This is a genomic window from Paenibacillus sp. FSL M7-0420 (genome assembly GCF_038002345.1).
Lineage (GTDB): Bacteria > Bacillota > Bacilli > Paenibacillales > Paenibacillaceae > Paenibacillus_AQ.
On record NZ_JBBOCJ010000001.1, the window covers coordinates 2,925,053 to 2,948,026 of the forward strand.

At 52.8% G+C, this 22,974-nt stretch carries 20 protein-coding genes; 13 read left to right on the plus strand and 7 right to left on the minus strand.

The window, feature by feature from the left end:
• The first annotated feature begins 207 nt into the window (after nt 1–207).
• Nucleotides 208–732, plus strand: a complete 525-nt coding sequence (locus tag MKX51_RS12265) for a sigma-70 family RNA polymerase sigma factor (protein WP_340992559.1) — start codon at nt 208–210, stop codon at nt 730–732.
• A gap of 1 nt (nt 733) precedes the next feature.
• Complete coding sequence (locus tag MKX51_RS12270; RefSeq protein ID WP_340992560.1) at nt 734–2,143, plus strand: DUF4179 domain-containing protein; 1,410 nt, start codon at nt 734–736, stop codon at nt 2,141–2,143.
• A gap of 85 nt (nt 2,144–2,228) precedes the next feature.
• Here MKX51_RS12270 and MKX51_RS12275 read toward each other — a convergent pair whose 3' ends face one another.
• On the minus strand, nt 2,229–2,753 hold the full coding sequence (locus MKX51_RS12275) for a type 1 glutamine amidotransferase domain-containing protein (RefSeq protein WP_340941364.1): 525 nt from the start codon (nt 2,751–2,753) through the stop codon (nt 2,229–2,231).
• A gap of 232 nt (nt 2,754–2,985) precedes the next feature.
• Between MKX51_RS12275 and MKX51_RS12280 the strand changes: the two genes are divergently transcribed.
• The 3 genes from MKX51_RS12280 (at nt 2,986) to MKX51_RS12290 (ending at nt 5,543) form a co-directional block, all read left to right on the plus strand.
• Nucleotides 2,986–3,423 carry a hypothetical protein gene (locus tag MKX51_RS12280; RefSeq protein ID WP_076074887.1) on the plus strand — a complete coding sequence of 146 codons (438 nt, stop codon included), beginning with the start codon at nt 2,986–2,988 and terminating at the stop codon, nt 3,421–3,423.
• Nucleotides 3,424–3,742: 319 nt separating this feature from the next.
• Nucleotides 3,743–4,753, plus strand: coding sequence for a catabolite control protein A (gene ccpA / locus MKX51_RS12285; protein WP_036695017.1), 1,011 nt, complete (start codon nt 3,743–3,745; stop codon nt 4,751–4,753).
• Nucleotides 4,754–4,847: 94 nt separating this feature from the next.
• Nucleotides 4,848–5,543 carry a 5'-methylthioadenosine/adenosylhomocysteine nucleosidase gene (locus MKX51_RS12290; protein WP_340992561.1) on the plus strand — a complete coding sequence of 232 codons (696 nt, stop codon included), beginning with the start codon at nt 4,848–4,850 and terminating at the stop codon, nt 5,541–5,543.
• Nucleotides 5,544–5,564: 21 nt separating this feature from the next.
• On the opposite strand, the gene MKX51_RS12295 is transcribed toward MKX51_RS12290, so the two are convergent.
• Complete coding sequence (locus MKX51_RS12295; RefSeq protein WP_340992562.1) at nt 5,565–6,197, minus strand: GNAT family N-acetyltransferase; 633 nt, start codon at nt 6,195–6,197, stop codon at nt 5,565–5,567.
• Nucleotides 6,198–6,357: 160 nt separating this feature from the next.
• Here MKX51_RS12295 and acsA point away from each other — a divergent pair, with 160 nt between their 5' ends.
• On the plus strand, nt 6,358–8,082 hold the full coding sequence (gene acsA / locus MKX51_RS12300; RefSeq protein WP_340992563.1) for an acetate--CoA ligase: 1,725 nt from the start codon (nt 6,358–6,360) through the stop codon (nt 8,080–8,082).
• A 95-nt stretch (nt 8,083–8,177) separates the two neighbouring features.
• Here acsA and MKX51_RS12305 read toward each other — a convergent pair whose 3' ends face one another.
• Nucleotides 8,178–11,120 carry a transglycosylase domain-containing protein gene (locus MKX51_RS12305; RefSeq protein WP_340992564.1) on the minus strand — a complete coding sequence of 981 codons (2,943 nt, stop codon included), beginning with the start codon at nt 11,118–11,120 and terminating at the stop codon, nt 8,178–8,180.
• A gap of 664 nt (nt 11,121–11,784) precedes the next feature.
• A complete protein-coding gene (gene rpsD / locus MKX51_RS12310; RefSeq protein WP_340941356.1) occupies nt 11,785–12,384 on the minus strand; it encodes a 30S ribosomal protein S4 in 600 nt (199 codons plus the stop codon).
• A gap of 473 nt (nt 12,385–12,857) precedes the next feature.
• Here rpsD and MKX51_RS12315 point away from each other — a divergent pair, with 473 nt between their 5' ends.
• The 5 genes from MKX51_RS12315 (at nt 12,858) to MKX51_RS12335 (ending at nt 18,007) form a co-directional block, all read left to right on the plus strand.
• Nucleotides 12,858–14,864: a sensor domain-containing diguanylate cyclase gene (locus tag MKX51_RS12315; RefSeq protein ID WP_340992565.1), complete on the plus strand. Its 2,007-nt coding sequence runs from the start codon at nt 12,858–12,860 to the stop codon at nt 14,862–14,864.
• 200 nt (nt 14,865–15,064) lie between these two features.
• Entirely contained in the window at nt 15,065–15,928 is an 864-nt protein-coding gene (locus tag MKX51_RS12320; protein WP_340992566.1) for a hypothetical protein, read from the plus strand.
• Nucleotides 15,929–16,025: 97 nt separating this feature from the next.
• Nucleotides 16,026–17,141, plus strand: a complete 1,116-nt coding sequence (locus tag MKX51_RS12325; RefSeq protein ID WP_340992567.1) for an aminopeptidase — start codon at nt 16,026–16,028, stop codon at nt 17,139–17,141.
• A gap of 139 nt (nt 17,142–17,280) precedes the next feature.
• A complete protein-coding gene (locus tag MKX51_RS12330; protein ID WP_036695008.1) occupies nt 17,281–17,523 on the plus strand; it encodes an HPr family phosphocarrier protein in 243 nt (80 codons plus the stop codon).
• A gap of 181 nt (nt 17,524–17,704) precedes the next feature.
• Complete coding sequence (locus tag MKX51_RS12335; protein WP_036695007.1) at nt 17,705–18,007, plus strand: YlaN family protein; 303 nt, start codon at nt 17,705–17,707, stop codon at nt 18,005–18,007.
• Nucleotides 18,008–18,165: 158 nt separating this feature from the next.
• On the opposite strand, the gene cax is transcribed toward MKX51_RS12335, so the two are convergent.
• Nucleotides 18,166–19,236, minus strand: a complete 1,071-nt coding sequence (gene cax / locus MKX51_RS12340) for a calcium/proton exchanger (protein WP_076074340.1) — start codon at nt 19,234–19,236, stop codon at nt 18,166–18,168.
• Between the two features lie 154 nt (nt 19,237–19,390).
• On the opposite strand from cax, the gene MKX51_RS12345 reads away from it, so the two are divergent.
• Entirely contained in the window at nt 19,391–19,756 is a 366-nt protein-coding gene (locus MKX51_RS12345; protein WP_036695005.1) for an Asp23/Gls24 family envelope stress response protein, read from the plus strand.
• 102 nt (nt 19,757–19,858) lie between these two features.
• Here MKX51_RS12345 and ftsW read toward each other — a convergent pair whose 3' ends face one another.
• Together ftsW and MKX51_RS12355 are read right to left on the minus strand one after the other, a co-directional pair.
• Entirely contained in the window at nt 19,859–21,127 is a 1,269-nt protein-coding gene (gene ftsW / locus MKX51_RS12350; protein WP_340992568.1) for a putative lipid II flippase FtsW, read from the minus strand.
• On the minus strand, nt 21,124–21,471 hold the full coding sequence (locus MKX51_RS12355; protein ID WP_076074345.1) for a YugN family protein: 348 nt from the start codon (nt 21,469–21,471) through the stop codon (nt 21,124–21,126). The genes ftsW and MKX51_RS12355 overlap by 4 nt, the downstream gene beginning before the upstream one ends.
• 240 nt (nt 21,472–21,711) lie before the next feature.
• Here MKX51_RS12355 and MKX51_RS12360 point away from each other — a divergent pair, with 240 nt between their 5' ends.
• Nucleotides 21,712–22,893 (plus strand): amidohydrolase, encoded by a 1,182-nt coding sequence (locus MKX51_RS12360; protein WP_340992569.1) that lies wholly within the window; start codon nt 21,712–21,714, stop codon nt 22,891–22,893.
• The last annotated feature ends 81 nt before the right edge of the window (nt 22,894–22,974 follow it).

Genomic DNA, 22,974 nt, shown 5'->3' on the forward strand with positions numbered 1-22,974 from the left:
CGGCTGAACGTTATCGGGTTTTCAAGGACAAGCAGTAAGAATATCTAAATTAAGTCCGGGGTGAGGGTCAAGGGGGCCATACACACCGGGCTTTTTGTTTTGAAATTATGGGGTGACAGGTCCGTTGTCAAAAAAGTAAAACCGTTTGGGCTGCGGGACAGTCAGTATATACAGAAGTCAAAAAAAGAAAGGGGAGACTAAGCCTGGATGGAGCATACGTGGGAAGGCGAGCAGGTGCGCCACTTGAATGAACAGGAGCAGTTGTTTATCAACCGGGTACTGGAGCAGAAGAAAATACTCTACAGTATTGCGTACAGCTACTTGCGCAGCGAGGCGGAGGCACTCGAGATGGTTCAGGAAACTACATACCGGGCCTGGGTGAAGCGCAGGAGCCTGAAGGATGAGGACCGGTTCGCACCCTGGCTGACCCGGATTCTGATCAACTGCTGCAAGGACGAACTGAAGCGGAGGAAGAGGCTGGCTACTCCCGTTCGGGAACAGGCAAGTGCTGGACTGCAGGAGATGACCAGTGACCGTAAGCTGGATATGGAACAGGCCCTGGAAGCAGTGAAGCCGAAATACCGTCAGGTGCTTGTGCTGAAGTACTACCGGGATATGACGCTGACAGAAATTGCCGGGGTGCTGGGCAAGCCGGAAGGAACGGTCAAGACCTGGCTGAACAAGGGACTTAAGCAGTTACGTGACAAAATGAAAATCAAAGGGGGACTATAGCATGGTCAAGACAGAAGAAGAGCTGCTGAAGGAGTACTACCACAGTCTGTCGGCAGAAGCGGAGGAGGTCCCGGAAATGCGGCTGAACACGGCAATCCGCAGAGGCATAACACGTTCCCGGAGAAGCTCTATGTCATTAAGGAAGCGTTATGCTCTGGCTACAGCGGCGGCAGTACTTGGACTTGTGCTGTTGTTCTCCTTTCCCCGGGCGAGTGAGGTGTTGAGGTCACAGGGGGCAGCTCCAGATCAGGCAGCAATATTTCAGAGCTACGGACCCTTTGAAAAGTACATTCCAGCTGTGATGACCACAAACGCTGTATCTTCGGCAATCGAGGATGGCCTTGTACAGCGCGTCACTGGTGTTACTGCGGAGCAGAACGGATTTGTTCTTACTGTAGATGGAATTGCTGCAGATCAGAAGGGGATTATCATTTTGTATTCATTGCAGAACAAGACTAAAGAGAATGCCAAAGTTGAACTTATGCAGCTTACATCAGCAGCTTTAAACCCATTGAATACTTCCAGGGAACCGGGGAGTTCAATTTCCCCAAATCGTATAACCTACGGTTATGAGGTAAGGCAGTGGGAGAGTGATGATGCAGGCGCTCTTCCCGATCAAATTAAGTTTGAGCTGGAGCTTGGTAAGTACAAGCAGTTCACGCCAGCTTCAGCAGATAGCCCTCTCGCTAAAGTTTCTGTAGCTCTTCCGCTGGACAGGGAGCAGATTGCTAAGGCAGGAGAAACCGTACATGTAGACAAAACACTGGAAATAGACGGTCAGAAAATTGAAATTAATGAGGTCTATCTGGCCGCCTCCGGCATTTATCTGGACTATACCTGCGACCCGCTGAACTCCAAACAGATCTTCTCTATGTATAAACCGGGTCTCTTAGCGGGCGGCAGTGGTGATTATACGTATCTGGCTTTACGCGCCGCCAGCTTTACGGACAGTGGGGGCAGACTGATATTTGCGAACGACAGGAGCATGGCACAATCGCTCCAGCTGCAAATCAATGGGATTCTGGCGCTGGATAAGCAGGCAACCCAATTAATTATCGATACCGACAAGCAACAAATTATTAAGGCTCCAGATCAGAATTTGCAAATGTTCATTCACAACACGGAGAGGGGCTCCACGCTGGTGCTGGAATATGATTCTCAGGCACAGAGTAACAGTATTTACAATACCTTAATGCTGGGGCAATCATTCACCGATGGAGCAGGTACAGTCCATTCAGCAGACAAGTTTGAGTTCGATATTCCGCAGCGCACTGAGTGGGAGAATGCGAAGTCAATCCCAACCATGTACTATCATGGTCTGGGCAGCAATAAATACCCGCAGCCGCTGACGTTCACCATTGAGGCGTATCCTGCCCTGATCAAAGAGAAGCTGTCTGTCCCTATCCGCTAATCCTCCTATAAAAGCGGCAACAAGCCCTGAACCCTGTCAGACGACAGGGCAGGGCTTGTTGTTTATACTAGATATTAACTGCCTGTTATTCCCCGGCCAGCGCATCGCAGAACGCTTTGCCGTAAGGCGGCAGGTCCGGCGGGCGGCGGGCGGAGATGATATGGCCGTCCCGGACGAGCGGCTCGTCCTTCCAGATGGCTCCGGCGTTCTCCATATCGTCACGGATGCCCGGCGTGGAGGTGACCGTTACGCCTTCGAGAATTTTGGCGGAGATTAAGACCCAGCCGGCATGGCAGATCTGGCCAATCGGCTTCTTCGCAGTATTGAAATCCTGCACCAGCTGCAGCACTGCGCTGTAGCGGCGGATTTTGTCGGGTGCCCAGCCTCCGGGAACAAGGATGCCGTCATAATCGGCAGCCTTCAGCTCGTCCCAGCTGTATTCAGCGGTGGCAGGTACGCCATATTTACCGACATACGTCTTGCCCTTCTCAAGGCCTGCCAGATGTACCTCAGCCCCTTCCTCACGCACGCGGTATACGGGATACCACAGCTCAAGATCTTCAAATTCATCGTCCACCAGCGCAATGACTTTTTTACCTGATAGTCTCATTCTGTACAGCTCCCTTCGGTTCGACTCATTGATATCTATGTCATTCTATCAAAAGAGACACATGAAGTCACTTTTCGATATGGAAATTCCTACGACTATTGCCAATTAAAACATGATATGCAAACTTGCAGGGATTCAGGGGGATGAAGTCGAATACTAGAAAGAGAAAAGCCAAAACTATGCGTTTTTAAAAGATCATTCTGAGGTGTGGGAGATGTATAAGGAACAATTAATGAAGAAGTCTTGTGGCTGCGGCGGGATCATGACCATACATATGCATACGCTGATTTATAGTGCGAAGATCAAAATTACGAATGTCCCTGTATATACCTGCGGGCAATGTGCCCGTTATGAGCCCTTGCCGGTTATTAAGCGTGACCTGGGCCTGCTGATCCGGGAGCTTGGAGAGCGCCCAGCGGGCAAGCTGCATCTGTCCTTTGCGGACCGTAATGAGTGGGCCAGTGTGCTGAAGGATACCTTTGCTGCGGGCTTGTTTGCCGGCGGCTTGCCGGAGCTGGAGGAGGCTATCCGCAAGGCTATGCAGAGCCGGATTGATCTGCTGCTGGATGTATACCGCACGGCGGCGGATCTGTCCGACAAGAAGTGGATGGAAGAGATCGGCCTGCGGCTCTCCCAGTTGACGGCTCATTCGGCAGAAAGTGCCAAATAAAGAAGCATTTTTTGACATTTTGAAAAAAAGTCTGCAAAAACAATGAAAAACTTTCAAAGAATGTTGGATTTTTCACGCGCTTTTTGATACGATAGAGAAAGCATACAGAATTCTTGAAATTTTAAGGGCTTTCCACTGGAAGCTATTGGAGAATCAGGAATTGGCGGAAGGCGTCAAAGCCGCGCCAGGACTGGCGTTTCAACCTTTGAAAGAAATTTTGAAAGGAAAATGAAGCGTTATCATTGCACAATTGTACAAAGTGTCGTATCATAATTTTAATTAGTCGAACGATAAAATTTATCGCAATGGAGAGAGTAATTTGACGGTAACCATTTACGATGTAGCTCGAGAAGCAGGCGTATCTATGGCTACGGTATCACGGGTTGTGAATAATAACCCCAACGTGAAACCGCAGACCCGGAAGAAGGTTTTTGAAGCGATTGAGCGTTTGGGCTATCGTCCGAATGCGGTGGCGAGAGGTCTTGCCAGCAAGAAAACGACAACCGTAGGGGTTGTTATCCCTGATATCTCAAACTCGATTTTTGCGGAAATTGCACGCGGGATTGAAGATATTGCCAATATGTATCACTACAACATTATTCTCTGTAACGCTGACAAGCGTAAAGAGAAAGAGATTCGTGTCATTAACACACTGCTCGAGAAGCAGGTGGACGGGCTGCTGTTCATGGGCGGAACCGTTACGGAAGAGCATATTCAGGCGTTCCAGACCTCTGCTGTGCCTATCGTGCTCTGTGCGACCCGCGATGAGAAGGGAACGTATCCTTCCGTGGATATCGACCACGAGACGGCTGCCTTTGATGCAGTGAATACGCTGATCCGCCACGGACACCGCGAGATCGCAATGATCAGCGGTACGCTGCAGGACCCTGCGAACGGATATGCCCGGTTCCACGGCTACAAGAAGGCGCTGGAAGCGGCAGGTATCGAGTATCAGGAGGATCTGGTGCGCATCGGTAACTATCGTTACGAATCCGGTGTCGAAGCCATGAAGTACTTCCTGGGTCTGAAGAAGAAGCCGACAGCTATCTTTGCTGCTACCGATGAGATGGCGATTGGTGCCATTCACAGCATTCAGGATGAAGGCCTTAAGGTGCCGGATGACTTCTCAATTATCAGTGTAGACAACATCCGGATGGCTTCAATGGTTCGTCCGCTCCTCACTACTGTAGCACAGCCGATGTATGATCTCGGTGCTGTAGCGATGAGACTGCTGACGAAGCTGATGAAGAAGGAGACGGTTGAGAATCCGCGGGTTATTTTGCCGCATGAGACCATTCTTCGTCTGTCTGTCAATCATGTCAACAAATAAGACTTGTATATTCAGCATGTGAATATAGGTTTCATAAGAAGCTCCTTCGGGAGCTTTTTATGTTTGCAGGCAGAAAGTTCAAGGGGGATATGAAATGAGCGGAGTGCTGGGGCTGATTGGCGCAATGGATGAAGAAATCAAGCTGCTGCTGGAAGAGATGGATAATCGGCAGACCACGGTGAAGGCCGGAATTACCTTTTATACAGGGATAGTGTTCGGGAAGGCAGCTGTAGTCTGCAAATCAGGGGTAGGGAAGGTGAACGCCGCAGTAACCACACAGATTCTGCTGGACAGCTTCGATGTAGAGCAGGTGCTGTTCACCGGAGTGGCCGGGGCGCTGCACCCTGAGCTGAACATCGGGGATATTGTTATTTCGTCATCCTGTATTCAGCATGATATGGATGCTACAGCGCTCGGCTTTGCCAGAGGAGTGATCCCATATCAGGAGATCTCCGCCTTCCAGGCAGATCCGCTGCTGGTGAAGTTAGCAGAAGAGGCCTGTCTAGAGCTGGAGCAGAAGTCTGTAACAGGCATTGTGCTGTCCGGGGATCAATTCATTGCCAGCAGGGCGTCAGTAGCTATGCTGCGTGAGCAGCTGGACGGGGCCTGTGCAGAGATGGAGGGTGCGGCGGTCGCCCAAGTCTGCCATATGAACGGGATCCCTTTTGTAATCGTACGTTCCATGTCGGACAAAGCAGACGGCTCAGCCCATGTGAATTACAGTGAGTTCACCGTCACTGCCTCGCAGCATTCGCATGCCATTCTGGAGCATATGCTTAAGGCTATGTAACCTGCAGGCTGGCCGCCTGAATTAATACATAAACCGCTGTCTGAAGCGCACCCGGTCGAAGGTCTCGCGGGAGGACAGCGGCACTTCCCGGCCCATACGCACCATGAGGCAATTGGCCGGATGCGAGCAGATCTCCGGGTCATCGGTAGCATACCACACCATATCTACCGTCTTCATCAGCTTCTCCATCATCTGGCGGTACTCCCATACATTAAGACCGCTCCCCTTGAGGTCCCAGTGCCAATAATATTCGGTTGTGAATACGATGCAGTTCTCCAGTTGTCCCTCTTCAAAAGCGCTTGAAACCAGCAGCTTCGCAAGCCCGCTCCCGCGGTACTCGTCAGCCACTTCGATGGCTCCCAGCTCAATCAGATCCTCCATCCCGCCCTGAGACCATAACTCCAGTTCATCCGGATAATGAAAAGTAACATAGCCCACGATAACGTCTGAGACCACTGCTGCTACGATGCGTCCCTCGGGTAAGCCCGATATCTCTATCAAGGCTTCGAGCTGCTCCTGCGGCTTACGGAAGGCGTCCAGATCGCGGTGCATGCTTAAGGTCTGAAGCGTTTCGGGAGATAGGGGTCCACGGACAGAAATCAGCCGGCCTTGATGCTCTATGGTATGGGATACAGGGATTTTATGGTGCTCCATGCTTGGGCTCCCTTCCGGTTCACTATAATATGGAATGTAACCGCTTCCTGTGATATACTGATTCCGACACGGAATATTCACATTTAGAGCATTGACGGAATTAATAGAATTAGAGGGTACCCTTAAAGCTTAAAGCAAACCAGTAGGGGAGGCAAGAGTAATGGGGCAAGTTCAAGGCGAAATTTTGCCGGGCCGGGTACAGCACTCGAATATGGAGGATTATTCCCGGGCAGTTGAAGAATTCCGGTGGGAGGATGTCGAGCGCAGCTTCTCCTGGCATGGGACCGGCAAGGTGAATATGGCACATGAAGCTGTAGACCGTCATGTCGAGGAGGGGCGGGGGGCTGCTACAGCGCTGATCTACAGCGATGCGGTGCGCGAGGAGCGGTACACCTTCGCCGACTTACAGGAGCGGTCGAATAAGTTCGGTAATGTACTACGCAAATATGGAATCGGTAAAGGCGACCGGGTGTTCATCTTCATGCCGCGTACCCCGGAGCTGTATTTCAGCCTGCTTGGCATTCTGAAGACGGGAGCAGTGGCAGGTCCGCTGTTCGAGGCATTCATGGAGACGGCGGTCAAGGACCGTCTGGAGGACAGTGGAGCGGTGGCGCTGGTGACTACACCGGAGCTGCTGCACCGGGTGAAGCGGGAGCAGCTCCCCGGATTGCGCCATATCTTTGTCGTCGGAGCCTCTGCTGATGAGGATTCCGGACTGTTGAGCTATGAAACGGAAATGGCCGAAGCCTCTGCCGAGCTGGAACCGGAGTGGCTGAGCCTGGAGGATGGTCTGATTATGCATTATACCTCCGGCTCCACCGGGAAGCCCAAAGGCATCTACCATGTGCAGAGAGCCATGATCCAGCAATATTATACAGGCAGGGTAGTCCTGGACTTGCGCCCGGACGATGTGTACTGGTGCACGGCCGATCCGGGTTGGGTGACCGGAACCTCTTACGGGATTTTTGCCCCTTGGCTGAATGGAGTAGCCAATGTAGTCCGGGGAGGCCGCTTCAGCCCTCTGGATTGGTATAAGACGATTGAGCGCTTCGGGGTGAGCGTATGGTACAGTGCGCCTACGGCTTTCCGGATGCTGATGGGGGCTGGCAAGGAGACGCTGGAGGGGATTGATCTCAGCAGTCTGCGTCATGTGCTGTCAGTCGGCGAGCCGCTGAACCCGGAGGTCGTGCGCTGGGGCGACAAAATCTATCAGCAGCGGATTCATGATACGTGGTGGATGACCGAGACGGGAGCGCAGCTCATCTGCAACTACCCGGGAATGGACATCAAGCCAGGCTCCATGGGCCGGCCGCTGCCGGGGATCGAAGCAGCTATCCTTGATGACCGCGGCAACGTACTGCCGCCTTATGCTATGGGCAATCTGGCCATTCGCACCCCCTGGCCGTCCATGATGGCCAAGGTGTGGAATAACCAGGCTAAATACGATGAATACTTCCGAATTCCCGGATGGTATATCTCGGGGGATTCTGCGTACATGGATGAGGACGGCTATTTCTGGTTTCAGGGCCGGATTGATGATGTGATCAATTCCTCCGGGGAGCGGATCGGACCCTTTGAGGTCGAGAGCAAGCTGGTGGAGCATCCGGCTGTAGCGGAGGCTGGGGTAATCGGCAAGCCGGATGTCATGCGCGGAGAGATCATCAAGGCCTTCATCTCGCTGCGGGATGGATACAGTCCAACCGCGGAGCTGAAGGAAGAGATCGCAGCATTTGTCAAAGCGGGCCTGTCTGCCCATGCTGCACCGCGCGAAATCGAGTTCAAGGATAAGCTGCCCAAGACCCGGTCCGGCAAAATTATGCGCCGTGTACTGAAGGCCTGGGAGCTGCATCTTCCGGCAGGCGATCTGTCTACCATCGAAGACTAGGCAGATCCGGAGTGTTGCAATCTATTGAAAAAGCCCGTTCCCCGGGATAAGGGGAACGGGCTTTTGAAGCTTATACTGAAGTCTGCCTGGTGAGCTTAACGGCCGGTATTGCCTGTTGCGTTAGTAGCGGTACTGCCTCCGGCATTGCCGCCCGTATTCCCGCTGTTTCCGCCGGCTCCATTACTGCTTGACGGAGTTGCAGGATCCACAGCAGGCGGCTGAACAATGATCATGCCCGGGTCCTCTGTACTGTCCGGGATGATTCCGGCGTCCGGTGTCGGCTCAGCGTCCGGCGTCTGTTCCGGAGTTGGTGTAGGCTCAGGTGTAGGCTTAATGCCGCCAGCCACACTTCCGGAAGCAGTCTCATGTCCGGCTACGTCCACGGCAGCCACATAGAAGGTAGCATTAGCGCCTGCCGGAGTACCCGGCCTGAATACGGTGCTCTCTCCAGCTGCGAGAACGGCCTGCTTCTGGAAAGATCCGCCGTTCAGGGAACGGTAGAGGCGGTAGCCGACAACATCCGGCGAACCGCTTGGAGTGAAGGTAACTACAGCCTTGCCTGTACTGTAGGAGACCATGACTTCACCGGGAGCACTTGGCCCGTTGCCGTCATCGACCCGCGGATCGACCTCAGTCGGATAGTCGGTTTTGGCATCCTGCGGCATGTAGTACGATAGTGACTCATGCGATTTCATCGCCGGGAAGGCGGCCAGCAGCTCTTTGACCAGCTCCTGAATCGGCTTCTCGCGCTTGACGACGATCTTTTCCTTCAAGAAATCCTCAGGAGTTCCTTCGAGAGGGATGTAGTTCACCCCGTTATAAGTGATGTATCTGGCATTGGAGATTCCGTCGTCGCTCTCCTTAGGAACAAATTTCGCGTTGAACAGATCCGTTGTGAATCTATCCGTCAGCTTGGAAGGCTTCTTGCCGCTGTATGCCGAGACGGTTGCCTTGACAATGCCCTCCGGCTGGGCAAATTCCTTCGTGGTGAACAGCTCGGGACGCTTGTCAATCACTGTATTCATAACCTTGGTCCAAAGGGTCTGCGCCTGACGCTTCTGCGTATCCCCCTGCAGGGTATTGACCTGCTCTTTGTAGCCCACCCAAATTCCAAGGGTGACATCCGGGGAATAGCCCATGAACCAGACATCCCCGTAGTTCTGGGTGGAGCCGGTTTTGCCGACAATCGGAACTTCCTTGAAATGCTTGTAGTTCCTCTTCACTGTAGTTGCTGTTCCGTCAGTAATTACGGTACGCAGCATATCCGTCATCAGATAAGCGGTCTGCTTGGAGAAGACCTGTTCCGGGTTAACTTTATGCTGGTAGACGATTTTGCCCTGACTGTCCACGATCTTCTCGATCATATAAGCATCATTGAAGGCACCGCCGTTACCGATGGAGGAGTAGGCGTTGGTCAGCTCTTCCACGGATACCCCGTAACGCAGCCCCCCGATAACCCCGGTCTGAGCGCTATAGTCATTGTCCTGGATGGTGGTAATCCCCAGCTTCTTGGAGAAGGCCCAGGCCTTCTCAATTCCCACCTTGTCATTGAACAGCTTCAAGGCCGGAAGGTTCAGGGATTTGTTCAGGGCATAACGGGCGGTAACCAGACCCTGATAACGGTTGTTGGCGTTCTTGGGAATGTGGTAGCCTTTGCCTCCGTCCTTCATGACAATCGGCGCATCATCCAGAATGCCGGCAGGCTGAATGAGCCCTGCATCCAGTGCAGGCAGGTATGCTGCAATCGGCTTCATGGTGGAGCCGGGCTGGCGGATCATCTGAGTGGCATAGTTCATCTGCTCGATGTTGAAATCGCGTCCTTCAATCATGCCGAGAATCGCGCCGGTCTTATTGTTAATCATCATGCCGGCTGTCTGTTCCTTGCCTCTAGCCTTGCTGTCCTTGGTGAAATTACTGCTGTCATCCGAGACACTGTGCATCGCACTGTACACTTTCTTATCTATGGTGGTGTACACCCGATAGCCGCCGGTCATCAGCTGCTGGCGTGCTTCCTCCAGCGCTTGGGCGGAATCGGCAGCAGTGGCTGCCTTGTCTGCCGTATCCTGGTTCAGCTTCAGCAGGATCTCGGACGCTTTGCGTTCGGTCTCCATCATGAGATAAGGGAAGGTGGCATAGGCCTTCTTCGTATGCGGTGCAAGGGAGCTCTTGATATCGAAGAGCAGCGCCTCATCGTACTGGGAAGTGGTAATCTTGTTCTCCTCCAGCATCCGCCGTAAGACCAGTTTCTGGCGGTCCATCGCCCGGCCGAAGGCCGTCTCGTTGAATTCCCCTATGCCGTTGAACGCAGAGTACTTGGAGGGGAGCTGGGGCAAGCCGGCTAGATACGCCGCCTGGGCCACATTCAGCTTCTCCAGATCATCCAGGCCGAAGATGCCTTTGGCGGCGGCCTTAATACCGAATACATTATAGCCGTTGGAACCGTTCCCGAAAGGAACCTTATTTAAATAAGCCGTTAAAATTTCCTGCTTGGACAAGAAACGTTCCAGCCGCAGAGACAGCAGGATTTCCTTCACCTTGCGGTCTTCCGTGCGGTCCAGGTTCAGAAACACGCGCCGTGCAAGCTGCTGGGTAAGGGTACTGCCCCCGGTCTGAACGGATTCATTCAGTACCTTTTGCTTGACGGCCCGCAGGGTGCCGCTGAAATCCACCCCTTTATGATTGTAGAAATTATTGTCCTCTATAGCGAGAACGGCATCAATCACAAGCTGCGGAATATCGTTGAATTCAATAAGTCTGCGGTCTTCTTCTGTGCGGAGCTGGCCAATCGGCTGTCCGTCACTGAAATAGGCAAAGCCGGTAATGGCGTTCAGCCCAACCTGCTGCTGGATTAGTTCTTCGGGCCGGACCGGGTCGTCCTTCACTATTGAAGTGACGTAGCCGGCTACAGCGCCGCCGGCGAACAGGCAGCCGAGTATACCGAGTATGAACATCCACTTCACAACTGAACCGAACCTGCGGAGCCAGGATCTGCGCGGTGGACGCTGTTTTGCGGTCTTCTTTTTCTTCTCCTCAACCATCGACGATAATCCTCCTTTTAACGGAACTATTATAGCACAATTTGGCGATTTTGAATGCGCTTCTGCCGGAGAGGATTTTTTTGCAGTTGACACGCGCTGTATTTTCAACAGGAGAGTAAGGATGGAATATTTACTTTTGAGACAGCCACATGAAGCTTCAAAAATAACTCAGGTACTTTGCAGGGGTCCCAAAACATATAAATCAGAACTAAATCACCCTGCGGGTGAACGGTGCTAATGCCTCTCTCATCGGCCGCTTTTAAGGAGCAGTAATGTTGCACTTTTTGCAGGATTTCTCTATACCTTTTACGGGTTGAAGTACAATGTTGCATGATTTGCACAAATTTCGGTGTTTAGAGCAAGTTAGCGCTGGATTTGTTGCATTTCGTGCAAGATTTCAGCATAGACCGCTTCTTTGGGGCAGTAATGTTGCACTTTTGGCAGGATTCCTCTTAAAATATTACTGGCTGTGATGCATGTGGCCCTTCCCTCCGCGCAGCGGCATCCTGAAAATACGTCTGGGACTGCGATAAACACACGGCCTACGCGGTGCACCCAGTCCAATATGTTCGGTTTCCTGTTAAAATATGTTGAATAAATGAGCAAAAAAAAGCCCCCGGATAGAAATCCGGGAGCTTTGATCAGATTCCGCTGTAAGCGAATCTTAACGGTTGTAGAATTCGACGATTTGCTTCTCATCGATATCCTGGGACAGCTCGGCACGTTCCGGCAGACGAAGGAATTTACCTTCGAATGATCCGTCAGCATATTCCAGGTAGCCTGGAAGGTGGGAGCGGTTGTCGAGAGCTTCTTTGATCGAAGCCATAGCGCGGCTTCTTTCGCGGAGTCCGATAACGTCGCCAATGCTTACACGGTAAGAAGCGATGTCGACTTTTTTGCCGTTAACGGTTACGTGGCCGTGGGATACCAACTGGCGTGCGCCTGCACGGGAGTTAGCGAATCCAAGACGGTAAACCAGGTTGTCCAGGCGGCTTTCGAGCAGGAACATGAAGTTTTCGCCCGCAATACCCTGGAGCTTTTGTGCCTTAGTGAAAAGAGTTTTAAACTGCTTTTCGCCCAGGCCGTACATGTGACGCAGTTTTTGTTTTTCCAAAAGCTGCATTCCGTAGTTACTTACTTTTCTGCGTTGGTTAGCGCCGTGCTGTCCTGGTGGGAAAGGGCGTTTCAGGTCTTTGCCTGTACCGCTAAGGGAAATGCCCAGACGGCGGCTGAGTTTGAATTTAGGTCCGGTGTAACGTGCCATATTATAGTAGACTCCTTTTAATGAAAAAATGTATTGTAGGGCCTATTTGCGCCGCAATTCGTATCCGTGAAAGCGTTAAATGGTTTCACACTGCCGAGGGAAGTTCAGCCGCTGCCCTGACAGTAACGAAATGCGTAGAGGGTGACACAACGTTACGCCCAATAAGACTTGTTACAGTCTTGTTCAACAATAAATATTATATGAAAATGACAGTCAAAGTCAAGCGCAACTTAAAAGAGTTTTTGTCTATGTTTGTCGTTAGTTCTTTGGTCCTAAAAAAAATCCCGGTTTTGCGGAAAATATAATGCAATACCTCAAGAAAGGGAGTAAAATATAACTAATTGGATGTTATCGGAAAACTGTGATTTCAAATATCCTGACTATATTTACGCTGGATTGGTAATGTCTCTACTATAGAATCAGGGGGCGTACTCCGGTCTGGCCTGATTGAAGATGCAAAGGAGGTCCTCTTTATGTCAGAGCAGGAGGCATACGGCCATAAGGATCGGGACAGCCGTATGCTGTTACAGGACATGAGGCAATCCGGCGGAGAAGATGTAGATCCCGCCGCCTGGCTGAAGGAGACGGATATCGTGTCTCACGATTTCCCCTACGCCGCCAGCTTGATTGCCGAGAGCTTCAGGGAATGGCAAGGACAGGGAGTCCCCTCCTTCGCGAAGGCCTGGAGCTGGTGTGTGCTGAATTATGAAGGTGATTGGATTGAGCCCGGCTCTGAATTCCGGCAGGGGCGCTGGAGAGCAGAGTGGGAAGAAGCGGCGGGAATCTGCCTGCAGACAGGCGGGATGTATGCCGCCGAGGTTCTGGAGGAAGGACAAGCCTATTCACTTCTGGCTTTGCCGGTATTTACGCGCGGGCACCGGGAAATCTTTGCCGTGCTTGGCTGCAGAATGCCTGCTGAGCAGTACGAGTCGGGCGGGAAGCATACGGCTGAAGCCATGTCGATGCATTTCCAGACCTGCTTTTATCACCGGTTTGAGCATGTGTTTGTCTCGGATCTTGCGGGAATTCATCTGCATGCCGAGCGTGAGGGCAGCCGCCGTTCGCTGCTTTTTCAGATTGTCCAGCGTATGCATGACAACATTGATGTAGATGCCGTGCTGACGGAGGTCATTGACAGTATCGCTGCGATGTATCCGGGGGCGCGGCTTGATTTGTTCATGTCCCAGGACCACCGCAGCACGCATCCTCAGGTCAAGCCGCTTCCGCTGACATGGGCAGGCAATGATGTCTGTGACCGGGCCTTCAAGGATGGGCGGGTCACGCTTCATGCCGGGCGTGATGAGAACGGGACTGTTGAGGTAGGGCTTCCGCTCGGCGGCAAGCAGGGGGTATACGGTGTGTTTCATATGATTATGGACAAGGCGTCCTTCCATGAGCTGGATCTTAGCTTCCTGACCATGGTCGCGGATACCGCCGGTACCGCCTTTGAGAATGCGAAGCTGTATGAACGCTCCAACCAGCTGATCAGGGAGCTGCGCATGAGCAATGAGCTTACCCAGCGGCTGAATCAGAGCCTCAGGCTCGGCGATATTTTCCAGTTTGCCTTCGAAGAGCTGCTGGCAATGTTCGAGGCGGATTATTGCTGTATCCTCCATAAGAATGAAGAGCGCGGCGGGCTTGAGGTTATCGCCTGCAATTATCTGCCGCTGCTGGGTGAAATATTGGATGGCAGTCAGGGACTCGGCGGTAAGGTCTATGCTACGGGAGAGCCGCTGCTGGTCTCCGATTACAAGTATGCTGCGGGGCAGACCTCGACGCTGATGGATGCTACCGGCTCACAGTCGCTGATCGCTACTCCGCTGAATGTGGGGGGAGAGGTGCGGGGAGCCATTATGCTGGCGCATAAGCAGGCCCACTTCTTCTCCTATGACAGCTACCGGCTGCTGCAGGCGATGGCCGGTCATATCGGGCTGGCTGTCGGAAATGCGAGGCTTCATGCCGAGGTGCACCGCCTGGCGAACCGGGATACGCTGACCGGACTTTTTGCCCGCCACTATCTGGATGAAGAGATTAAGCAGCGGCAGTCGAGTGATTTTTGCGGAACCCTGATTGTGGTGGACATTGACCAGTTCAAGATGGTGAACGATACCTATGGACATCAGAAGGGGGACAAAATCCTGAAGCAGGTCAGCGACATCGTGAAGACCTCGATCCGCCAGGGGGATGTCGCCGCCAGATGGGGCGGAGAAGAGCTTGCAGTCTATCTGCCTCAGCTTGGGGTGCAGCAGGCCGTATTCGTAGGGGAACGTATCCGCAAGCGTGTGATGGGAGAGACAGAGCCGCGTGTGACCGTGTCCTGCGGGGTCGCCGAGTGGAGCTGGACCGATGACCGGGTCAGTGTCGAATCTCTCTTTTACCGGGCGGATATGGCGCTCTACGAGGCCAAGAACAACGGGCGCAACCAGGTAGTGATCGATAACAAAACCGTAGAGAATAATTCGAAGAATCCTTGGGCTTAGGCCTTAAGGATTTTTCTTTTGTGCAAATATAAGAACTTATATGTTCCGGGGTCCCCGCAAAGTACCTGAATAGACATCGAAGTTAAAGCTCCGCTAAATGGCGGTGTTTTGCGTCATCCGGCGTATAAGCCCTGCATTCAGGGAGACCCTAGGTAGAATGCAGGTACACTCTACTTTCTTGCGGAAAGGGCTTGATGGCCATGATGAACTTACGATGCGTCCGCACGGGAATTCTTGCCCTGCTGATGCTCTCCAGCCTTGCATTCAGTGGATGCGCGGGTGTGAAGGACAAACCGGCTGCGGAGGATTTGAATCTGGTAATGGCGGGGATGGATGGCACTGACGGGGTGTCCTTTGAAGGAGCGGCTGCCCTGCTGATCGACGGGAAAACGATCCCGGAATCCTCGCTCTACTATGGTGGAAAGGTAGCGGATCATAACCGGGTCAGCCTCTATTCGCTCCTGCCGGACGGCGGACATCCCGCTTCTGCGGCGGAGTCCGGTCCGCGTTCTCTGGAGCAGGGCTCGGGAGATGCGCCCGTCTACTATACCCGGATGGTGAAGGAGGACGGAAAATGGACGATGAAGCAGGCCTCTCCGGCCTTGGGTGGCAGTAATCCCCTGGAGGCACTGAATCCGCTGCGTCAGCTGGAGGAGCTGGAGCAGATGGGCAAGAAGGTGACGGAGGAAGCGGGCAGCGCCAGAGGGACACGGGTCCTGCGGATTGAATTAACGGCAGAGGAGGCGCGCAGACAGCTCTCGGCAGAGCTTGCGCAGAAGATGCAGGCTATTAAGCCGGCTGCCAGAATAGGCGCTGCTGCGCCTGCTGACACTCAGGCTAAGGCACTTGCGGCAAAGAGCGCACTGTGGGAACAGAAGCAGACAGAGCTGCAGCAGAGGCTGAACCAGGCGGATATCCGCACAGTATATTATCTTAAGGTTGACCCGAAGCGGAATCTGCCCACCCGGCTGACCTCGAACCGCACCCTAACCTACCCCGGCAAGGCCGGTGCGACCACGGAAGAAGCCTACATTACGCAGGTGGATTTCTATGGTTATAAGTGAGCGGCTCCCTTCCCGAAGATGGCTTGCGCTCTATGACAGGCGTGCTACAATATAACGGTATGTTTATTTTCAGCAAGAGGAAGGAAGAGAGAGACAGATGAATGATCCCCGGATTCAAAAGCTTGCGGCGAACCTTGTAGGTTACTCCGTAAACGTACAGCCCGGCGAGAATGTGCTCGTCGAAATGATCGGCAGTGAACGAGATTTGATCAAAGCCGTTGTGGAGGAAGTGGGGAAGGCCGGAGGCCGTGCATTTGTGCAGCTGACCGACCGCACTGTTCTGCGCAGTATGCTCAAATATGCAACACCTGAAGGCATCAAGACCTGGGCGGAGATCGACCTGAACCGGATGAAGCAGATGGACTGCTATATCGGCATCCGTGCCGGTGAGAATGTCAATGATCTGTCCGATGTGCCGGAAGAGAACATGAAGCTCTACAACTCCCTGTATTCCCACCCGGTACATAGCGAGCAGCGCGTCAAGCACACCAAATGGGTGGTGCTGCGTTATCCTAACGCCAGTATGGCTCAGCTCGCCAACACGAGCACTGAGGCCTTCGAGGACTTTTACTTCGAGGTCTGCAATCTGGATTATGCCAAAATGGATAAGGCCCAGGATTCATTGGCTGAGCTTATGCGCAGAACCGACAAGGTGCGTATATCCGGTCCCGGAACAGACCTTACATTCTCCATCAAGGGAATCGGGGCGGAGAAATGCTCCGGCCAGAAAAATATCCCGGACGGAGAAGTGTACAGCGCACCTGTCCGGGATTCCGTGAATGGAACGATCAGCTATAATGCCGCATCGATCTATAACGGGGTGACCTTCGAGAATGTGAAGTTTATGTTCGAGAACGGCCGGATCACAGAGGCTTCCAGCAATGATACCGCGCGGCTGAATGAAATTCTGGATTCCGACGACGGAGCGCGCCATATCGGTGAGTTCGCCATCGGCTTCAACCCTTATATTCTGCATCCGATGAAGGATATTCTGTTCGATGAGAAAATTGCCGGCAGTCTGCACTTCACACCGGGCCAGGCGTATGATGTGACGGACAACGGCAACCGTTCGTCCATTCACTGGGACCTCGTGCTGATTCAGCGTCCTGATTACGGCGGCGGCGAAATTTACTTCGACGATGTGCTGATCCGTAAGGACGGAATTTTTGTGGTGCCGGAGCTGGAAGGTCTGAATCCGGAGAACCTGAAATAAAATGGTATAAAAGCGGGATTCCAAAAGCACGTAAAGGCCGGTTTCCAAGAAACACCTTGCGTGAGTAAGCGGATTCAATGTATCATGGAATTGGTAACAAGTGAACATAAGTATATAATCAAGTTGCGGAGGGATTCCTATGTCCAACAATGCGGCAATCGTGGATATTGCACAGACAGCAAGCCAATTTAATTCATCTATCGTTCTTCAAGCGGACAACAAGTACATTGATGTTAAGAGCATCCTGGGCTTGTTCACCACCCTGGTATCCAGCCAAAGCTATGAGCTGCATGTACATGGCACAGATGCCGAGGAAGCCAAGAAAGCCATGAGTGAAGTTTTCGCCAAACACAATTTGAATTTTACAGTAGTAGCAGAGTAATTCCAGTTTCTTCTCAGACGTCCGGCCTTACGGCTGGGCGTCTTTGCTGTGGAACCAGGCGGTTTTGCAGGAACTTCAGGAATAACCCAAACTGAAATCTTGTATTAGGTCCTAATTTCGACTAATATTAAGAATAATAAGCAATCGCTGCTGTAACTTTTGGACATGGGGGGGAAAATGCATGACTTCATCGGATTTGCAGGAACAGCTCAATATCAAAGCAATCAATCTTCTTCAAGAAGATGCCGATAAAATTCAGAAGCTCATTGAAGTACAGATGGAGAATTTGGCAACCCGTTACTGCCCTCTCTATGAGGAAGTGCTGGATACCCAGATGTACGGCTTCTCCAGAGAGGTCGATTTTGCGGTCAGAGCGGGGCTGGTGCCGGAGCTTACAGGCAAGCAGGTGCTAAGCAAGCTGGAACGCAACTTGGCGGTACTATATGAGGCACTGAACAAGAAAGCTGAAGAACGGGAGATGTAAGGACCCGGTCATCAAGTGGAAACGGCTTTGCCGTCCTTTTACAGGACGGTACCGTTTCAGCATATAATTCTTATATTTTCAGCAAAACGCACACGACAGACCCGGGGGTCGATCATGTGCGTTTTTTTTAAATGGAGCTATAGGGCCTCAGAAGGGCTTCAGACCAGATAGAACGATACACCGAGAATCAAATAGACCGCCAGCAGCAGCAGGCCTTCGTACCAGTTGGTTGCGCCATCCTGAATAATTGATTTGGCGATGAACACAGATACGGCAATCGCTACAATCTCAATCGTGGTGAAGACAATCGACATGGTGTTGCCCATGAAGTAACTGGCGAAGATCAGCACAGGGGCGACGAACAAGGCAATCTGCAGACTGCTGCCTACGGCGATCTCGACTGCGGCTCCGATCTTGTTCTTCATGGCGAGCATAATGGCAGCGCTGTGTTCTGCGGCGTTACCGATAATCGCTACAAGGAATGCGCCCACGAACAGCTCACTGAAGCCGAAGCGTTCGGTGAGAGTCTCCAGCGTTCCGACCAGCCACTCACTGACGAAGGCGACCATGACTGTGGCAAGGACCAGATAGAGGATTGAACGGTTCCGGGACCAGACCGGAGCATGCTCATTCGGCAGCTCTTCCGCAGTATCGTCCGTAACATCCGCCAGGTACTTCTTGTGTGTGATCATGGAGAAGACCAGCCAGGCGAGGTAGGCGGCAATCAGGAGGCCAGCGACGACAAGGCTAAGCACATTGGTGTCTTTCTCGGTGATGGAATGCGTGTTGAAGAACATGGCGGGGACGAACAGGGCGATAACAGCAACGATCATCAGTGAGCCGTTCAGACCGGCGAGGGTGACATTGAAGTTCTGAACCTTGAACTTCATGCCCCCGGCAAAAATACTGAGTCCGAGGACGAGCAGCAGGTTGCCGATGATGGAGCCAGTCAGACTCGCTTTGACCATGTCAAACAGTCCTTCCTTGACCAGGAAGAAGGCGATGATCAGCTCGGCCGCATTGCCGAAGGTTGCGTTCAGGAACCCTCCAAGCCGCTGTCCGGCGTAGTGGGCTACACTCTCGGTGGCCCGGCCGAGGAAACCGGCCACGAAGATGACCGATACGGCAGACAATATGAACTGAAGGGTATGATCCCAGTTCGCGTAATGCCCTATGGCGCTGAGGATGAAGCTGATGACCAGCAGCGCCGGTGAGATCCATTTTTTCAAGGTTTAGCACTCTCCAGTCTCTATATGTAGGTTGAATTCATAATCAATATACCCAAATTGTTCCTGACTGTAAACGGGGGTGAGAGAAAGTCATTTGCTTTTTAGGCCGCTTTGGAATTACAATAATTGATAATGAGAGTAGGGGGGATATGGCATGGCAGAACAGCTTCAACTGGAATTGGGAAATATACGGATATCGAATGACGTTGTCTCAAAAATTGCCGGCCTGGCCGCGCTTGAGACTCCCGGAATTGCAGCCATGTCTGGCGGTTTGTCAGAGGGCTGGGCAAAGCGCCTGAGCGGCAAGAACGTGCAGAAGGGTGTTACTGTCGAAGTTGGCCAATTGGAAGCTGCAGTAGACTTACGCATCATCGTACTGTACGAGACGCCGATTCATGAAGTGTGCCGCATGCTTCAGCAGAATGTCCGCGAGGCTGTGGAGAGTATGACCGGGCTTCACATCGTAGAGGTTAACGTTAAGGTCGAAGGCGTAGCCTTCAAGAACGACGAGATTTCTTAAGCACAATTATATTAGGCATCCATGCAAAAGGCAGTCCGGAATTTATTCCGGACTGCCTTTCTACTTGTTGGCTCAACCCTCATTTGTATGTAGGTAGCCTATTTAGCGTGCGCGGGTGCCAGCACTTCTGTTGTTGCGTACCTGTCTGACTGTAGTCACAGACTTCACAACTTCCTCCTTGGCCGGACGGTTGGTCTCCCGTGAGATGCTGAGCATGATCCCCATGCAGAGCATGGTGACGAGCAGCGAGGAGCCGCCGTAGCTGATGAAGGGCAGTGTAACCCCTGTAAGCGGAATCGTATTGGTCACACCGCCGATATTGATGAAGGCCTGAATGGCGATGAGCCCCATGATTCCGATGCCGACCAGGGTGCCGAAGGGATCGGTACACCGCAGTGCAATCAGAATTCCTCTCCAGATGAAATACAGGTAGAGCAGCAGGAACAAGGCTGTTCCCACGAAGCCGAGCTCCTCACCGATGACGGAAAATATAAAATCGGTGTAAGGATAAGGCAGGTAGTGAAGCTTCTGGATACTCTTACCAAACCCGGAGCCTTGTGTTCCGCCTTCGCCTAGGGCGATCAGGGATTGCATGATATGATAGCCGTTGCCCGAGGCGTCTTTCTCCGGATCAAGGAAGGCTTCAATACGGCCCTGACGGTAATCCTGCTTAATCTCAGCCTTCTCGGTGTGCGGCGACAGGGAGTCAATGGCAGTCTTGGCTCCCCAGACGAGAGCCACGCCCAGAATCAACAGGCCAATTGAGCCCATAATGTGCTTCATACTGGCGCCGCCGGCATAGATGATCAGTCCGCTGGTTGCGACAAGAATCATACAGGAGCCTAAATCCGGCTGAAGCATAATCAGTCCGGCTACGATGCCGACGATAATCATGACAGGGATATACCCTGTCCGCAAATCACGCAGGCGCTCGCCTTTTTTGGTGATCAGGGCTGCCAGATATAGAATGATGGAGATCTTGGCCAGCTCGGTAGGCTGAATGCCAAGAGTTCCGATACTCATCCAGCTCTTGGCGCCGTTAATCCCCTCGGTGGTGGCTACGAACAGCAGCAGTACAAGTGTAATCACGAAGATCGGGGCATACCATTTCTTGAATTTGCTGTAGTGGATATTCATGACAACGAACATGATGAAGCTGCCCAGCACAGCCCAGATCAGTTGTTTTTTGACGAAGAAAAATGCATTATTGCTGTATTTCTCACTGGCAAGGGTTAAGCTGGAACTGGAGCTGAACACCATCAGCAGGCCGAAGCCCACGAACAGCAGGGTGAGAATAAGCAGCTGGAAATCGGGCGTTCCTCTTTTGGACGGGTTGGCTTTGGCGGCCGTCTTTCCCTTCGCGGCACTCAAACTTCCAGCAGCGCTTTCAATTCATTAATATGCTTCCGGGCTACCTCAAGCACCGGCTGAGGCACCGGAGATTCATATTCCAGCCCGTGGGGGAATGTGGCCTTACCCAGATAGACAGCTTCAATCGCCAGTACCGCGTCCGCCTTCTCCAGCTTCCCCTCCACAGCACGGGTATTAATGCGCAGGAAGTATTCGCCGCCGTCCTTGCGGTCTTCGATCTTGCAGTCATAGGTCGCGCGGTAGTATTCCCATTGCCATCTGATGAATCCTGCCTTGGAGGCACTCTCGTCGAGATAAAGAAGGTCGCTCTTCAATCCTTCGAGGCCCGTGTTCTCAAATATCATAGCGCACAACTCCCCTTAATGAAGTATAATGATTCATTTGTAATTAAAATTTGTTATTGTTCTTCCTCATGATAGTCTGTTTCCCGGGGTTGTGCAAGGTAGAACGGGCGGATTAATACCCACTTTTTTGCGTTTCTGCTACAATAAAAGAAAGTTGGCAGGCTGCGGAGCGGACAGAGCTCAAGGGCTTGCCCCGCAGGCTTATCCGCAGGATGCTGTAAGAGAAGGGAATGGAGAGTTATGGAGAGGTTAGAGATCAAGGAGCTGCTCCCGGAAATGATCAAATGGCGCCGCCATCTGCACCGTCATCCGGAGCTGTCCTATCAGGAGAAGGAGACCTCCGCTTATGTCGGGGCAAGGCTCACGGAGCTGGGAATTGAGGTCCGGCGGAGTGCAGCAGGCTACGGATTGACAGGCACACTTAAGGGCCGGGAGACTGGAAGAACGGTAGTCCTGCGTGCAGATATGGATGCGTTGAATATTACGGAGGAGAGCGGCCGGGAATATGCTTCCCAGTATCCTGGGGTTATGCATGCCTGCGGGCATGACGGGCATACCGCCATGCTGCTGGCTGCGGCGGCGTATTACAGCTCCCGCCGGGAGGAACTGAGGGGGGAGATCCGCTTTCTGTTCCAGCCGGCGGAAGAGGTCTGTCCCGGCGGTGCAGTGGACATGATTGCGGAAGGCGTGCTTGCGGGGGCGGATGCTGTCTACGGGCTGCATCTGTGGACGCCGTTCCCGCTCGGGACGGTAGGCAGTGCGCCGGGGCCGCTGATGGCTTCGGCCGATGAATTCTTCATTGATCTGACCGGCCGGGGCGGACATGGCGGTATGCCCCACCGCACAGCAGACAGCATTGTGGCCGGTGCGGCGCTGGTTACCGGGCTGCAGACGATTGTCAGCCGCAACGTGGATCCGCTGCGCCCTGCTGTGGTCAGCGTGGGAACGTTGCAAGGCGGTTCCGCCCAGAATATCATTGCCGAGCGCTGCCGGATTACCGGGACGGTGCGGGCCTTTGATGAAGAGACGCGGCATCTGATCCGCCGCCGCATTGAAGAGTTGGCGGCGTCCATAGCCGCAGCCTATGGTACGGAGGCGAAGGTGGATTATCTGATGGGGTACCCCCCGCTGGTGAATGACGTTGCTGAGTATGAACGCTTCGCCCGTGTTGCCCCTGAGGCGCTGGGTACAGATGCCCATGTGATGCTGATGGAGAAGATTATGCCGGCGGAGGACTTTTCCTATTATGTTCAGGAGATTCCCGGCTGCTTCATCTTCGTCGGTGCGGGCAATGCGGCCAAGGATGCCGTCTATCCGCATCATCACAGCAAATTTGATTTCGATGAGGACGCCATGCTCTATGGCGTGAAGCTGCTGGTCGCTATGGCCGACTCCTGTCTGAATGAGTCCTTATCCGTATAAATGTTACCGCTCCAGGAAAAACTACTCTCAAATGCCATGGTAACGTGGACAGGAGGGTTCATTCTTGACAGCGGCAGCAGC

Bases quoted from the DNA above. Each gene is read 5' to 3' on its own strand.
- MKX51_RS12275 (WP_340941364.1), bottom strand. From the start codon at position 2,753: ATGAGACTATCAGGTAAAAAAGTCATTGCGCTGGTGGACGATGAATTT.
- MKX51_RS12330 (WP_036695008.1), top strand. From the start codon at position 17,281: ATGTCCAACAATGCGGCAATCGTGGATATTGCACAGACAGCAAGCCAA.
- MKX51_RS12360 (WP_340992569.1), top strand. From the start codon at position 21,712: ATGGAGAGGTTAGAGATCAAGGAGCTGCTCCCGGAAATGATCAAATGG.
- MKX51_RS12305 (WP_340992564.1), bottom strand. From the start codon at position 11,120: ATGGTTGAGGAGAAGAAAAAGAAGACCGCAAAACAGCGTCCACCGCGC.
- MKX51_RS12265 (WP_340992559.1), top strand. From the start codon at position 208: ATGGAGCATACGTGGGAAGGCGAGCAGGTGCGCCACTTGAATGAACAG.
- MKX51_RS12345 (WP_036695005.1), top strand. From the start codon at position 19,391: ATGGCAGAACAGCTTCAACTGGAATTGGGAAATATACGGATATCGAAT.
- MKX51_RS12335 (WP_036695007.1), top strand. From the start codon at position 17,705: ATGACTTCATCGGATTTGCAGGAACAGCTCAATATCAAAGCAATCAAT.
- MKX51_RS12355 (WP_076074345.1), bottom strand. From the start codon at position 21,471: ATGATATTTGAGAACACGGGCCTCGAAGGATTGAAGAGCGACCTTCTT.
- MKX51_RS12295 (WP_340992562.1), bottom strand. From the start codon at position 6,197: ATGGAGCACCATAAAATCCCTGTATCCCATACCATAGAGCATCAAGGC.
- MKX51_RS12280 (WP_076074887.1), top strand. From the start codon at position 2,986: ATGAAGAAGTCTTGTGGCTGCGGCGGGATCATGACCATACATATGCAT.
- MKX51_RS12315 (WP_340992565.1), top strand. From the start codon at position 12,858: ATGTCAGAGCAGGAGGCATACGGCCATAAGGATCGGGACAGCCGTATG.
- MKX51_RS12320 (WP_340992566.1), top strand. From the start codon at position 15,065: ATGATGAACTTACGATGCGTCCGCACGGGAATTCTTGCCCTGCTGATG.
- MKX51_RS12325 (WP_340992567.1), top strand. From the start codon at position 16,026: ATGAATGATCCCCGGATTCAAAAGCTTGCGGCGAACCTTGTAGGTTAC.
- MKX51_RS12290 (WP_340992561.1), top strand. From the start codon at position 4,848: ATGAGCGGAGTGCTGGGGCTGATTGGCGCAATGGATGAAGAAATCAAG.
- MKX51_RS12270 (WP_340992560.1), top strand. From the start codon at position 734: ATGGTCAAGACAGAAGAAGAGCTGCTGAAGGAGTACTACCACAGTCTG.
- acsA (WP_340992563.1), top strand. From the start codon at position 6,358: ATGGGGCAAGTTCAAGGCGAAATTTTGCCGGGCCGGGTACAGCACTCG.
- rpsD (WP_340941356.1), bottom strand. From the start codon at position 12,384: ATGGCACGTTACACCGGACCTAAATTCAAACTCAGCCGCCGTCTGGGC.